Source organism: Streptomyces sp. NPDC030820 (assembly GCF_055572075.1).
In genome coordinates this window covers 410,100-423,742 of record NZ_JBVIEB010000004.1, presented here as the reverse complement: position 1 = coordinate 423,742, position 13,643 = coordinate 410,100, and the positions used below count along the sequence as shown (strand labels likewise).

General features: G+C 71.8%; 12 protein-coding genes. 7 read left to right on the top strand and 5 right to left on the bottom strand.

The genetic code is table 11. The features are described 5' to 3' along the window. Position 1 precedes the first annotated feature (1 nt). Both ACZ418_RS13770 and ACZ418_RS13765 read left to right on the top strand, forming a co-directional pair. Positions 2-622, top strand: a complete 621-nt coding sequence (locus ACZ418_RS13770) for a TetR/AcrR family transcriptional regulator (protein WP_468361852.1) — start codon at positions 2-4, stop codon at positions 620-622. A 257-nt stretch (positions 623-879) separates the two neighbouring features. After that, positions 880-1,926 carry an isopenicillin N synthase family dioxygenase gene (locus tag ACZ418_RS13765; protein ID WP_468361849.1) on the top strand — a complete coding sequence of 349 codons (1,047 nt, stop codon included), beginning with the start codon at positions 880-882 and terminating at the stop codon, positions 1,924-1,926. A 49-nt stretch (positions 1,927-1,975) separates the two neighbouring features. Here ACZ418_RS13765 and ACZ418_RS13760 read toward each other — a convergent pair whose 3' ends face one another. After that, the gene (locus ACZ418_RS13760; protein ID WP_468361846.1) at positions 1,976-3,076 is read right to left on the bottom strand and encodes a citrate synthase 2; all 1,101 of its coding nucleotides are present in this window, start codon (positions 3,074-3,076) and stop codon (positions 1,976-1,978) included. Between the two features lie 167 nt (positions 3,077-3,243). Here ACZ418_RS13760 and pdxH point away from each other — a divergent pair, with 167 nt between their 5' ends. Together pdxH and ACZ418_RS13750 are read left to right on the top strand one after the other, a co-directional pair. Continuing rightward, on the top strand, positions 3,244-3,930 hold the full coding sequence (gene pdxH / locus ACZ418_RS13755; RefSeq protein ID WP_468361843.1) for a pyridoxamine 5'-phosphate oxidase: 687 nt from the start codon (positions 3,244-3,246) through the stop codon (positions 3,928-3,930). Between the two features lie 380 nt (positions 3,931-4,310). After that, complete coding sequence (locus ACZ418_RS13750) at positions 4,311-5,066, top strand: SIS domain-containing protein (RefSeq protein ID WP_468361840.1); 756 nt, start codon at positions 4,311-4,313, stop codon at positions 5,064-5,066. A gap of 13 nt (positions 5,067-5,079) precedes the next feature. On the opposite strand, the gene ACZ418_RS13745 is transcribed toward ACZ418_RS13750, so the two are convergent. Further along, positions 5,080-6,546, bottom strand: coding sequence for a PAS domain-containing protein (locus ACZ418_RS13745; RefSeq protein WP_468361837.1), 1,467 nt, complete (start codon positions 6,544-6,546; stop codon positions 5,080-5,082). A 257-nt stretch (positions 6,547-6,803) separates the two neighbouring features. On the opposite strand from ACZ418_RS13745, the gene ACZ418_RS13740 reads away from it, so the two are divergent. Together ACZ418_RS13740 and ACZ418_RS13735 are read left to right on the top strand one after the other, a co-directional pair. Continuing rightward, positions 6,804-7,496, top strand: coding sequence for a metal-dependent transcriptional regulator (locus tag ACZ418_RS13740; RefSeq protein ID WP_351601360.1), 693 nt, complete (start codon positions 6,804-6,806; stop codon positions 7,494-7,496). A 347-nt stretch (positions 7,497-7,843) separates the two neighbouring features. Then, positions 7,844-8,743, top strand: a complete 900-nt coding sequence (locus ACZ418_RS13735) for an alpha/beta fold hydrolase (RefSeq protein ID WP_468361834.1) — start codon at positions 7,844-7,846, stop codon at positions 8,741-8,743. A gap of 116 nt (positions 8,744-8,859) precedes the next feature. Here ACZ418_RS13735 and ACZ418_RS13730 read toward each other — a convergent pair whose 3' ends face one another. Genes ACZ418_RS13730 through ACZ418_RS13720 form a run of 3 tightly spaced genes read right to left on the bottom strand, consistent with a single transcriptional unit; the run spans position 8,860 to position 11,909 of the window. Continuing rightward, positions 8,860-10,446, bottom strand: a complete 1,587-nt coding sequence (locus ACZ418_RS13730) for a transporter (RefSeq protein WP_468361831.1) — start codon at positions 10,444-10,446, stop codon at positions 8,860-8,862. Then, positions 10,443-11,219 (bottom strand): ABC transporter ATP-binding protein, encoded by a 777-nt coding sequence (locus ACZ418_RS13725; RefSeq protein ID WP_468361828.1) that lies wholly within the window; start codon positions 11,217-11,219, stop codon positions 10,443-10,445. The genes ACZ418_RS13730 and ACZ418_RS13725 overlap by 4 nt, the downstream gene beginning before the upstream one ends. Positions 11,220-11,243: 24 nt before the next feature. Next, positions 11,244-11,909 carry a bifunctional DNA primase/polymerase gene (locus tag ACZ418_RS13720; protein ID WP_468361825.1) on the bottom strand — a complete coding sequence of 222 codons (666 nt, stop codon included), beginning with the start codon at positions 11,907-11,909 and terminating at the stop codon, positions 11,244-11,246. A gap of 289 nt (positions 11,910-12,198) precedes the next feature. Between ACZ418_RS13720 and ACZ418_RS13715 the strand changes: the two genes are divergently transcribed. After that, on the top strand, positions 12,199-13,584 hold the full coding sequence (locus tag ACZ418_RS13715) for a transcriptional regulator (protein WP_468361822.1): 1,386 nt from the start codon (positions 12,199-12,201) through the stop codon (positions 13,582-13,584). Positions 13,585-13,643: the final 59 nt, after the last annotated feature.

Here is a 13,643-nt window from a genome sequence, read left to right as displayed (position 1 = left end):
CATGAGCACGACGGCGGAACACGACCGCCTGTCCAGGGAACGCGACCGGGCGCCCAAACAGGACCGCAGCCGGGCCACCCGGCAACGGCTCCTGGAGGCCGCCGTGGCCTGCCTGGCCGAACACGGCTGGGCAGGCTCCACCGTCGCGGTCGTCGCCGAACGGGCCGGAGTCTCCCGCGGCGCCGCCCAGCACCACTTCCCGACCCGCGAGGACCTCTTCACGGCCGCCGTCGAATACGTCGCCGAAGAACGCTCCACCGCCCTCCGGGAACTCTTCCCGTCCGGCCCCGCCGACCGCCATGCCGTCGTCGCCGCCCTCGTCGACCTCTACACCGGCCCCCTCTTCCGCGCCGCCCTGCACCTGTGGGTCGCCGCCTCCAACGAGGACCAGCTGCGCACCCGCGTGACCGAACTGGAGGCCCGCGTCGGCCGCGAGACCCACCGCATCGCCGTGGACCTCCTCGGCGCCGACGAAACCCGCCCCGGCGTCCGCGAAACCGTCCAGGGCCTCCTCGACATGGCCCGCGGCCTCGGCCTCGCCAATCTCCTCACCGACGACACCCCCCGCCGCGCCCGCGTCGTCGCCCAGTGGGCCGACCTGCTGGAACAGGCCCTGGGCTGAGCCGACGGACCGGACCCGCAGTGAAGCAGGCCACACCCGTATCCGGCGCCGAGCAGTACCCTTGCCGCATGCTTCCGATGCTCGTTCGCCGCCGCCACGTGGACTACGTGCGCGTCACGAGCATGGGCTGTCGGCCTTCGGCCTGATTCAGCCTCTTTTCTCCCGCCTTCTTACGGCATCTTCTTACGGCACCCGGGGCGACGCCGCCCACACCCTCGGTGGCTCGCCCGTGGCCCACACACCCCGTGGACGCACCCATGACGACGCACACCGCCTCGACGCACCCCGCGACGACCCGGTCGTACGACCAGCTCCCCATCATCGACCTGTCGGCCGCCGACCGCGGCCCCCAGGCCCGCGCCCAGCTCCACGCCCAGCTGCACAGCGCCGCCCACGACGTCGGCTTCTTCCAGCTCGTCGGACACGGCGTGACCCAGGCCGAGACCGACGCGCTGCTCACCGCCATGCGCGCCTTCTTCGCCCTCCCCGAGCCCGACCGGCTCGCCCTGGACAACGTGAACTCCCCGCACTTCCGCGGCTACACCCGCACCGGCGACGAACGCACCGCAGGCGCCCGCGACTGGCGCGACCAGCTCGACATAGGCGCCGAACGCCCCGCCCGCGTCCCCGCCCCCGGCGAACCCCCGTACTGGTGGCTCCAGGGCCCCAACCAGTGGCCCACCGCCCTCCCCGAACTGCGCACGGCCGCCCTCGCCTGGATCGACAAGCTCAGCAAGGTGGCCGACCGCCTCCTGCACGAGCTCCTCGTCGCCATCGGCGCCCCCGCCGACTTCTACGACCCGATCTTCGGCACCCACGCCCACCCGCACCTCAAGCTCGTCCGCTACCCCGGCAGCGCCGGCGACGGCACCGACCAGGGCGTCGGCGCCCACAAGGACTACGGCTTCCTGACCCTGCTCCTCCAGGACACCGTCGGCGGCCTCCAGGTCCAGCGCGAGGACGGCCTCTTCCACGACGTCCCGCCCATCGAGGGCGCCTTCGTCGTCAACCTCGGCGAACTCCTGGAAGTCGCCACCAACGGCTACCTGATCGCCACCAACCACCGCGTGGTCAGCCCGCCCGGCGCCACGGAACGCTTCTCCGTCCCGTTCTTCTACAACCCGCGCCTGGACGCCAGGGTCGAGCCCCTGCCCTTCCCGCACGCCTCCGAGGCCCCCGGCATCACCACCGACCCGGCGAACCCCCTGTACGCCGAGTACGGCTACAACGAACTCAAGGGCAAGCTGAGGGCACATCCGCTGGTGGCGGAACGGCACCATGCGGGTCTGCTTGCGGCAGCCTGAAAATCAGGGCAACGGGCCCGCAGTCGCCCGCGCTCCTCAGCCAGCCCTCTCAGCGGGCGATCTCTCCGTACCCCTCGATGTCCTCCGGCCGACGCGGCCCGGGTCCCACATACCGGGCCGAAGGCCGCACCAGCCTCCCCGTCCGCTTCTGCTCAAGAATGTGCGCCGACCACCCAGCGGTCCGGGCACACGTGAACATCGACGTGAACATGTGCGCCGGTACCTGAGCGAAGTCCAGCACGATCGCGGCCCAGAACTCCACGTTGGTGGCGAGCACCCGGTCCGGCCGACGGTTGTGCAACTCCTCCAGCGCGGCCTTCTCCAAGGCTTCGGCCACCTCGAACCGCGGCGCGCCAAGCTCCCGCGCCGTGCGCCGCAGCACCCGCGCCCGCGGATCCTCCGCCCGGTACACCCGGTGCCCGAACCCCATCAGCCGCTCACCCCGGTCCAGGGCCTGCCTGACGTACGCCTCCGCATCCCCCGTCCGCTCGATCTCCTCGATCATCCCGAGCACACGCGAGGGCGCACCCCCGTGCAGCGGCCCGGACATCGCCCCGACCGCCCCCGACAGCGCGGCGGCGACATCCGCGCCCGTCGACGCGATCACCCGCGCCGTGAACGTCGACGCATTCATGCCGTGCTCCGCCGCGGAGGTCCAGTAGGCGTCCACGGCCGCCACATGCTTGGGATCCGGCTCACCCCGCCACCGGATCATGAACCGCTCCACCACCGACCGGGCCTTGTCGATCTCCCGCTGCGGCACCATCGGCAGCGTCTGCCCGCGCGCCGACTGGGCGACGTACGACAGCGCCATCACGGCGGCCCGCGCCAGATCCTCCCGCGCCTGCCCCTCGTCGATGTCGAGCAGCGGCTTCAGCCCCCACACCGGCGCCAGCATGGCGAGCGCCGACTGCACGTCCACACGGATGTCACCGGAGTGCACCGGAATCGGGAACGGCTCGGCGGGCGGCAGACCGGGATTGAACGCCCCGTCGACCAGCAGCCCCCACACATTCCCGAACGAGACATGACCGACCAGATCCTCGATGTCGACGCCCCGGTACCGCAGGGCGCCACCCTCCTTGTCCGGCTCGGCGATCTCCGTCTCGAACGCGACGACTCCCTCGAGCCCGGGTACGAAATCGGACATCAGGCGGCTCCTTGAGATGGTTCGGCGGCGGTCACCCCGGTGATGCCCCGTTCGACCGGTGGTCACCCAAAACCGCAAGGGAACCAGCACCATAACCCCCGGTGCCAGACTTGGGGAGTCCGTACGACACTGAGTGCCAGTGGCGTTCGATACGGCAAGATGACCGCGTGACCGACCGCGACCCGCTCCTGGACCCCGCCCTCGATCCCGCCGCCATGCGCAAGCAGTACCGGGCGGAAGGCCTCGCCGAACAGGACCTCGCCACACACCCCATGGACCAGTTCGCCCGCTGGTTCGAGGACGCCGCCCGGGCGGCGCTGCACGGCACGATCTACGAGCCCAACGCGATGGTCGTCTCCACGGCGGACGCAGCCGGCCGCCCCAGCTCGCGCACGGTCCTGATGAAGCAGTTCGACACCGAGGGCTTCGTCTTCTACACCAACTACGACTCCCGCAAGGGGCACGACCTCGCGGAGAACCCGCACATCTCCCTGCTCTTCCCCTGGCACCCGCTGGCCCGCCAGGTCATCGTCACCGGCACCGCCCACCGCACCGGCCGCGACGAGACCGCCGCCTACTTCCGCACCCGCCCGCACGGCTCCCAGCTCGGCGCCTGGGCCAGCGCCCAGTCCACGGTGATCGCCTCCCGCTCCGAACTGGACACCGCGTACGCCGACCTGGAGACCCGCTACCCCGAGGACGAACAGGTCCCGGTCCCACCGCACTGGGGCGGCTTCCGTATCACCCCGGAGACCATCGAGTTCTGGCAGGGCCGGGTGAACCGCCTCCACGACCGCCTGCGCTACGTCGCCCAGCCGGACGGCACCTGGACGGTCGAGCGCCTGGCCCCCTGACGGCACGGGGCCCGTAAACGCAGACGACCCGCGGGCTGGGTTCCTCAAGGAGGAGCCGGCCGGACGTACCGGCAGCCCGCGGGTCGGGTGACTGCGTTGGATTAGGCCGGCTGCGTGTTTCGCACACACGCTGGTCCGGCACCGCACTGGGTGTGGTGGCGGGCCGCTAGCCCGCAGCCACCTCGCGCGTCCGGGTTTCACTCATGTACCCGATCACCTCCCTTCGACGTAAGCCACAGCCTAAGAAGCGGCTGGGGAGAGCTCAACTGTTTTTCGGAGATCCTCCCGGAGGGCGGCCGACAAGCACCCGGCCGTATTGACACCGCACTGGTCCAGACCGCACGGTGATCCGCGACACAGACGCTGCGAAGGGGCACCGCATGAGCGACGGCACGCCTGCCGACCTGTTCTTCGACGCTGCGATCGGGCTGCTGCAACGGGTCCGTGAGGAGGAGGCCGAGTCGATCGCCGCGGCCGGCACCCTGCTCGCCGACACCGTCGCCGCCGGCGGCCGCCTGTTCGCCTTCGGTGCCGGGCACTCGTCGCTGGCCGCCCAGGACGTCGTCTACCGCGCCGGCGGCCTCGCGCTGATGAACCTGCTCGCCGTGCCCGGCGTCGTCGGTGTCGACGTCACCCCGGCCACCCTCGGCTCCGCTCTCGAACGCGTCGACGGCCTCGCGAGCGCCGTCCTCGACACCTCACCGGTCCGCGCCGGCGACGCGCTGGTGATCATCTCCCTCTCCGGCCGCAACGCGCTGCCCGTGGAGATGGCCCTGAACGCCCGCGCCCTCGGCGTGAAGGTCATCGGCGTCACCTCGGTCGCGTACGCCGCGCAGACCGAGTCCCGGCACTCCTCCGGCACCTTCCTGAAGGACCACTGCGACATCGTCCTGGACTCGAAGATCGCCGTCGGTGACGCGGAGCTCACCCTGGACACCATTCCGGCGCCCTTCGCCCCCGCCTCCACGGTCGTCACCACCGCCCTGATGCAGGCCGTCATGGCGACCACCGCCGCAGCCCTCGCCGACCGGGGCATCGAACCCCCGCTCCTGCGCTCCGGCAACGTCGACGGCGGCCACGAGTGGAACGGCCGTGTGATGCGGGAGTACGGCGACCGGATCTTCTACCGGCAGTGAGCCCACCCGGGAGCTACCGTGAGCTACCGGGGGCCTGCTTCCCCCGCACCGCGTCCGCCAGGTCCAGCGCCGCCGCGATGCGGACCGCCACGTCCTCGGCGTAGGCGGTGTCGGACCGTTCGAAGCGGCTGCGGCCGGAGCCGCGCAGGAAGGTCACCACGCCCAGCGTCCGCCCCCGGCTGCGCAGCACCGCGCACAGGGCGTGCACCGCGTCGCCGGGCCACTGCCGGGCCAGCGCCCACTCCCGCGCCCGCTGTTCCGGGACCGACCCGGCGTCCGCGCGCACGCTCCCGGCCCGCTCCACGCACTGCAGCGCCGGATGGCCCGGCTCGTAGCGCACGGGCAGTCCGGCCGCGCCGGTGAGCAGGCTCGGTCCCGGCGCTCCGGCGGGCGTCGCGGCCAGCCGTACCAGTCGTACGGGCGCCGCCTCCTCGCCCTGCGAACCCTGCGTACCCTCTGAACCCTGCGTACCCTCCGAACCCTGTGAAGCCGCCGAGCGTGGGGAAGGCACCGCCCGGTCGATCAAGGCGTGGTCGGCGAAGCCGGCGAGGGCGAAGTCCAGGTGGACGGTGGCCGCCTCGGCCGGGTCCTCGCACTCGGCGGCGGCACGCGCGGCCCGGTGCAGCTGGTTGGTGCGGAAGCGCAGCAGGGCCGCCTCCTGTTCGACCTGCTTGGCCTCGGTGACGTCCTGGAACAGCCAGCCGACGCCGAGCGGTACGGGTTCCTCCGCGAGCGGCGAGGCCAGCCGCACGAAGCCGCTGCGCCAGCAGCGCCGCTTCTCGCTCTCCCGGGTGCGCACGGTCACCCACATCTCGGCGGGCGCGGGCGGCGCACCCTCGGCCAGCACATGGGTGAGCGCGGCCTCCAGTTCCTCCACGCCCTGCGCGAGCAGCTCGCCGAGCGGCCGGCCCAGCGCGGAGGTACGCCCGATGCCGAGCGCGCGGGCCGCGTGCGCGTTGACGACGGCGGGCCGCAGATCGGCGTCGATGAGTACGACTCCCCAGGCCGCGTCCTCGAACAGGGCCTCGCTCAGCGCGATCGACCGCTCCAGGTCGATCTGGGCGTGCACCTCGCTGAACGCGCAGTACACGCCTGCGGGTTCTCCGTCGGGCCCGCGTACGGCGGCGGACTGGGTCCGGACGAGCACCCGGCCGCCGTCCTTGGTGACCAGCGCGAATTCATGCACCTGCCGCCCGGGCGCGCGCATCGCCGACATCAGCCGGGCCTGCACCTCCTCGGCGTCGGCGCTGCGCACCGCCCATCCGGCGAACCCGTGCCGTCCCACCGCCTCGGCGGCCGTCCAGCCGAGGATGCGCTCGGCCTCCCGGTTCCAGTGCGTCACGACCCCGTCGGCGTCGAAGGCGCACAGGGCCGCGTCCATGCCGTCGAGCAGTGCGGCGAGCAGATCGGATCCCCCTGACTCACCGGGCTCGTCCGGCCCCAGTGCATCGGTGGTCCCACTCCGCCGGGAAGCACTCACCTGGACCCCCTGGAGGCTGCGTCGGCGCATCTGCGGCGCACGGTTCGCTCAGTGCCCTTCATTCAACTGGAACGTGACTCAGCCCACATCCTGTTCCCTCAAGATTGACCCCGCAAGATTGAGACACGGACGCCACGGCGGTCGCCCGCACCGGCCCGTTTCCCCGGAGGCCCCCGCTTGTCAGTCGGATCCGGCAGAATTGGTGCTAGGGCCAGCGCACGCGCCGGGCTGCCGGCAGAGGTAATCGAGGGGCACGTATGTCCGGACTGATCGACACCACGGAGATGTATCTCCGCACCATCCTCGAGCTCGAAGAGGAAGGCGTCGTCCCCATGCGCGCCCGCATCGCGGAGCGGCTCGACCAGAGCGGGCCGACGGTGAGCCAGACGGTGGCGCGCATGGAGCGCGACGGGCTGGTCTCCGTCGCCAGCGACCGTCACCTGGAGCTGACCGACGAGGGCCGCAGGCTGGCCACGCGCGTGATGCGCAAGCACCGGCTGGCCGAGTGTCTCCTCGTCGATGTGATCGGCCTGGAGTGGGAGCAGGTGCACGCGGAGGCCTGCCGTTGGGAGCACGTGATGAGCGAGGCCGTCGAGCGGCGCGTGCTGGAGCTGCTGCGGCACCCGACCGAGTCGCCGTACGGCAATCCGATCCCGGGTCTTGAGGAGCTGGGCGAGAAGGACGGCGCCGACCCGTTCCTGGACGAGAGCATGGTCTCGCTGGCGGACCTGGACGCGGGCACGGACGGCAAGACGGTCGTCGTCCGCCGTATCGGCGAGCCGATCCAGACGGACGCGCAGCTGATGTACACGCTGCGGCGCGCGGGTGTGCAGCCCGGTTCCGTGGTGAGCGTGACGGAGTCGGCCGGCGGTGTCCTGGTGGGCAGCGGCGGCGAGGCCGCCGAGCTGGAGGCGGACGTAGCCTCCCACGTGTTCGTCGCCAAGCGCTGAGCGGGAGAGGGCCCCGGCGCCTGGTGGCGCCGGGGCCTGTCCTCCCCTGTGCTGACCCGGAGCCCCGAGCTCTCAGGGTCATCCCCCTCGGACCGTTTTTCCCCGAGCGGTCCGCCTCCCGCCAGAAGAGATCCCCTCGGTGGCGGCGATCATTCCTTCAGGGGTGTCACTCGAATGAGGGGTGTTATCCGCAGAGACGGATTTTTTCGAATGAGTATTCGATAGTCTGCGGCGGCAGGACGAGCACGGCGACAGCACGACGACGAACACGACAGCGACAGCAGCGAGTACGAGCGAGTACGGCAGTACACCGGTACGAGGCAGGCGGAGCTGGGGGTGCCAGGCCGATGGCACGGCGTATCGACGTGACGGGAGCGGGTGGGGTGCGCCTCGCCGCCTGGGAGTTCGCCGACCCTCCCAAGTCGGGACTCGATCCGGTGGACGATCAGGTGGAGCGCCGGGGGGACGCGCCGCCGGGTGCTCCGGGCGTGCTGTTACTTCACGGCCTGATGGGCCGCGCCTCCCACTGGGCCTCCACCGCCCGCTGGCTCGCCGCACGCCACCGCGCCGTAGCCCTCGACCAGCGCGGACACGGCCAGAGCGAGAAGCCCCCACAGGCCGCCTACACCCGCGAGGCGTACGTCGAGGACGCCGAGGCCGCCCTCGAACAGCTCGGCCTCGCCCCCGCGCTCCTCATCGGCCACGCCATGGGCGCGCTGACCGCCTGGCAGCTCGCGGCGAAGCGCCCCGAACTGGTCCGGGGCCTGATCATCTGCGACATGCGGGCCTCCGCCCTGGGCGCCGCCTCGCAGCGGGAGTGGGCCGACTGGTTCAGGGCCTGGCCCGTACCCTTCGCCACGCTGGCCGACGTCCGCAAGTGGTTCGGTGAGGACGATCCCTGGGTGGAACGGCCGAATCCGGCGCGCGGGGAGTTCTATGCCGAGGTGATGCACGAGGCCGCCGACGGATGGCGGCCCGTGTTCGAGCCGGAGCAGATGCTCAGGTCCCGTGAGACCTGGGTGTACGACGCGCACTGGGAGGAGCTGGCCCAGGTGCGGTGCCCGACGCTGGTGGTGCGTGGGGTGGACGGGGAGCTGGGGCGGGCGGAGGCGCAGGAGATGGTCCGAGTGCTGCCGGCTGGGGAGTACGCGGAGGTTCCGGACGCCGGGCACCTTGCGCACTATGAACTGCCGTTGGCTTGGCGGTCGGCTGTGGGGCCGTTTCTTGATCGGGCGCTCGGGGATTGAGTGCGCGGTCTCGTCTGCCGGGTTCGGTGCGTTGGTGCGGGTCCGTGGTGGGTTCTCGCGCCCACGCGGCGGAGCCGCATATCGGACACAGCCCCGCGCCCCTTAGGTGACTTTTCCTACCCCTTGCTCACAGCTGTGAGGATCTCCGGCAACCGTGCCGCCGTCCTCGGAGCCGCCAGGCGCAGGCCCCCCAGGGTCAGCCCCGCGCCGTACGCCGCCCCCACCGGCAGCAGCACCCACCGCCAGTCCGCCCCACCCGCGCTCACATGCAGCCAGATGGTGAGGGCGATGACCGGGGAGCAGAGCAGGGCCGCCGAGATCATGCCGCCGAAGATGGAGATCCAGGCGAGGCCCGCCTGGCCGGGGACGACGTTCTTGTGGCCCTCCTGGGGGATGGAGTAGGGGAAGCGGGCCGAGGTCCAGGCGCCGGTCGCGAGCATCGCCCCGAGCAGGGCGAAGGACAGCCCGAGCACCTCCGGCAGCCGGGTCCAGGCGCCGAGCAGGGCCGTCGTCACCACTGTCACGAGCGCCGCGTACGGCAGGGTGATCAGCAGCAGCGCCAGGGCGCGGCCGCGCAGCTCGGCGTAGGCGTCCCGAGGTGCGGAGATGGTCATGGCCACCATCCAGAACGCGGAGGTGTCCTGCCCGAACTGGTTGTACATCTGGATGCCGAGCATCCCGGCGGCGAAGCACGCGAAGTAGATCGACCCGGTGCCCTGCACCGCGTTGAACACCGGCACGATCAGCCCGATCGCCAGCGAGGTCACCCAGGCGGCCTTGGTCTTCGGGTCCCGCCAGATGTAGCGCAGGCTGCGTTCCATGACCGTACCCGTGCGGCCCTGCGGCAGCAGCCGGCCGAGTCCGGTGGCCGAGCGGCTGCGGACCGTCGCGTCGACCGGCTGCAGCGTGGAGGCGTCGGGCGCGGTCATCAGCCGGGTCAGGCTCCGCGCCCAGACCGCGATCAATGCCGCCAACCCGGCGGCCGTCACGGCGAGTTGGGAGACTGCGATGCCGTACGACCCCTGGCTCGCCGCGTGCACCGCCGCCACCGCCGACGCCGGCGGCACCCAGGACAGCACGTCCGCGACCGGCTGCAGCTGGCCGAGCCCGGCCGAACCCAGCTGCCGCGCGGCGAAGTTGACCAGCTGCGCCCCGATCGCGATCACCAGTCCGCTCAGCACGGCCAGATCGCGGCCCTTCCGGCTGGTCAGCAGCCGTACGTTGGCCGTGGCGACGGCGCGCGCCAGCGCCACGCAGACCAGCAGAGCGAGGGCGACGGCGACGGCGGAGACGACGTACCCGGCCGCGCCCTGAGCCAGTGACAGCGCGCAGCCCACCAGCACCAGCAGTGTGAACAGCGGGCCGATGCCGACCAGGGAGGCCGCGAGCAGCGCCCGGACCAGCGGGCGGGGGCGCAGCGGGAGCATCACCAGCCGGGTCGGGTCCAGCGTCTCGTCTCCGGTCGGGAAGAACAGCGGCAGCACCGCCCAGCCCAGCGCCAGCACGGCCGTACCCGGCACGGCCACGGCATCGGCGTGCGCGCGCCCGTGCAGCGCGAGCAGCCCCAGCAGTTGCAGCAGGGCGAACAGGATCGCGATCACCGCCGAGACGACGAACGCGGCCCGCCGGCCCCCGGACTGCCGCAGCCCGCCCCGCAGCAGTGACAGTTTCAGCCGTACGACGGTGGAGGTGAGGTTCGTCATCGGGCCGCCCCGCCGCCCAGCCAGTCCAGATCGGACCCGGCGTCCCGGCCGCTCGCCCCGACCAGCTCCAGGAACGCCCCCTGGAGCGTGGGATGCGTGCCGCGCACCTCCGCCAGCGGACCGGTCGCGCGGATGCGTCCTGCCGCCATCACCGCGACCCAGTCGCACAGCGACTCGACCAGCTCCATGACGTGGGAGGAGAAGACGACGGTGGCGCCGGAGGCGGTGTACCGCTCCAGGACGCCCCGGATGGTCTGCGCGGACACCGGGTCGACGCCCTCGAACGGCTCGTCCAGGAAGAGCACCTCGGGATTGTGCAGGAGCGCGGCCGCGAGCCCGATCTTCTTGCGCATGCCGGTCGAGTAGTCGACGACGAGCTTGTGCTGGGCGCCGGCCAGGTCGAGGACGTCCAGCAGCTGTGTGGCCCGCTTGTCGACCTCGTCCCCCGGCAGTCCGCGCAGCCGCCCCGAGTAGCCGAGCAGCTCCCGCCCGGACAGCCGCTCGAACAGCCGTAGTCCTTCGGGCAGGACGCCGATCCGCGCCTTGACGGCGACCGGGTCCCGCCAGACGTCGTGTCCGACGACCTCCACGGCCCCGTCATCGGGCCGCAGCAGTCCGGTCACCATGGAGAGAGTCGTGGTCTTGCCGGCGCCGTTGGGACCGACCAGCCCGATGAACTTACCGGCGGGCAGATCCAGATCGATCCCCCCGACGGCGATCTGCTGCCCGAACCGCTTCCAGAGCCCACGCACCCGCACTGCAACTTCGGTCATGCATGAAGGTTACGGTGGGGCGTTTCAGCGATCCCGGCCGCATGCGTAGGCGAGCGGCGAGATCAGCTCCTCCGCGTCCGACAGCCACCGATTCGCCGGGGTGGGGCGGCAAGCCCACTGCACGGCACCACGGGATCCGAACCGGGTGGGGGGAGCGGCCACGTACGCCCCCTCACCCAGCGCCACCAGGTCAAGAGACGACAACGTCCACCCGAGCTTGCGCACCAGGTCCGGCACCTTCGTGGCGCCGCCCGGCAGCACGAAGAACTGCATGCGCCGGTCGGGCGACAAGGTCACCGGCCCCAGCGTCAACTCCATCCGCTCCATACGGGCGAGTGCCAGGAACCCCGCACTCTCCGGGACGGACAACGCGTCGAACGTCCGCCCCGCCGGCAGCAGAATCGAGGCCGTCGGCTGCTTCTGCCACATCCGGCGCGCGACGGTCGCGCTGCCGGTCGCCTGCGTGGCCCAGTCGGGGCGCGCGGGGTGCGCACCCGGCGCAGGGCAGGAGGCGTCGCCGCAGGAGCAGCGCTGGATTCCGTCGACCGCTTCCAGCCAGGTGCCCGGGAACACGTCCCAGTGCCGTTCCTCGGCGTAGCGTACGGCGGTCTCCAGCAGCGATTCCCTGCGCTGCTGCGGAATCTGACCGGCAATCTGAGTGTTCTGGGCGCCCACGATCGTCTCTTCCACGCTCCACTCAACTCTCGCGCCCACCTGGAGTTACGGCCATGGCGCGCGCGGGGGAGGAGCATCGATTCGTCAATCGGGGCGCATGGGTGCATGTGTGGGGGCGCGCAGGAGGAAGCGGGGCGTGACCTGGGTAGCCAGGGGTGGGGTGGCAAGCACCTTTACCCCGGCAAACCGCACATGTCACGCATTGACGGTATGTCAACTGGGCAGTGATCTTCCCGTACGGATCGTCACCGATCACTCGGCCGGAACTTCACGCTCCGGGGGCTCGCAACGCAGGGGGTAGTCGATGGCCGCAAGGCCTCTCGTGGCGAGGCAGCCGAACGAACGGCTGCAGGCGCTCATCCAGGAAGCGGGGTGCTCGAACGCTGGGCTGGCCCGGCGGGTCAACATGTGCGGCGCCGAGCACGGCCTCGACCTGCGCTACGACAAGACGTCCGTGGCCCGCTGGCTGCGCGGACAGCAACCCCGGGGCCGCGCCCCGGCGATCATCGCGGAGGCGCTCGGCCGCAAGCTCGGCCGTACGGTCACGATCGACGAGATCGGCATGGCCAACGGCAAGAACCTCGCCTCGGGGGTCGGTCTCCAGTTCTCGCCGACGGTACTGGGGGCCATCGAGCAGGTCTGCGAGCTGTGGCGCAGCGACGTGGGCCGACGGGACTTCCTGTCCGGCTCCTCCGTCGCCGCCTCCGCGCTGGTCGAGCCCAGCCGGGACTGGCTGATCTCGGCGCCCGACGCCCAGGTGGCCCGGCAGGCCGGCCCGCGGGTGGGGCAGGCCGACGTGGCGGCCGTACGGTCCATGACGCAGGCGCTGACCGACCTGGACCACCAGTTCGGCAGCGGGCATGTGCGCCCGGTCGTCGTGCACTACCTCAACAGCGTCGTCTCCGGGCTGCTCGCCGGCTCGTACCGGGAGACGGTCGGGCGGGAACTGTTCGCGGCGGTCGCCCGGTTGACCGAACTCGCCGGGTACATGGCCGTCGACACCGGGCAACCGGGGCTGGCCCAGCGGTACTACATCCAGTCGCTGCGGCTCGCACAGGCCGCCGGGGACCGCGGGTACGGCGGTTACGTCCTCGCCGCGTCCATGAGCCACCTCGCCGCCCAGCTCGGAAACCCGCGGGAGATCGCCCAGTTGGCGCGGGCGGCGCAGGAGGGCGCGCGCGGGCAGGTGACCCCGCGCGTGGAGGCGATGTTCCACGCGGCCGAGGCGCGCGGGCACGCCCTGCTCGGCGACGGGCGCGCGGCGCAGGCGTCCATCGGGCGGGCGGTGACCGCGATGGAGCAGGCGGACGACTTCTCCGGCGACGACCCGGCGTGGATCCGGCACTTCGACGAGGCGTATCTCGCCGACGAGTTGGCGCACTGCCACCGCGATCTCGGCCAGAGCGAGCAGGCGGCCCGGTACGCGGAGCAGTCACTGGCCGGGCACCCGGAGTCCCGGGCCCGCCGCCGCGCCATCGGCTATGTGCTGCTCGCCACGGCCCAGGTGCAGCAGCGGGAGGTCGAACAGGCCTGCAGCACCGGCCTGAAGGCGGTGGAACTGCTGGAGACGCTCCGCTCCAACCGGGGCGCCGAGTACCTGGAAGATCTCCAGCAGCGCCTGGAACCCTTCCGGGAGGAGGCGGTGGTACGGGAGTTCGGGGCTCGCCTCGATCTCCAGCAGGCCGCGTGAACACCGGCCCCGCGGCTGCGTGAACGCACGGCCAACGGCACCTGGATGGGTGAGGTGCC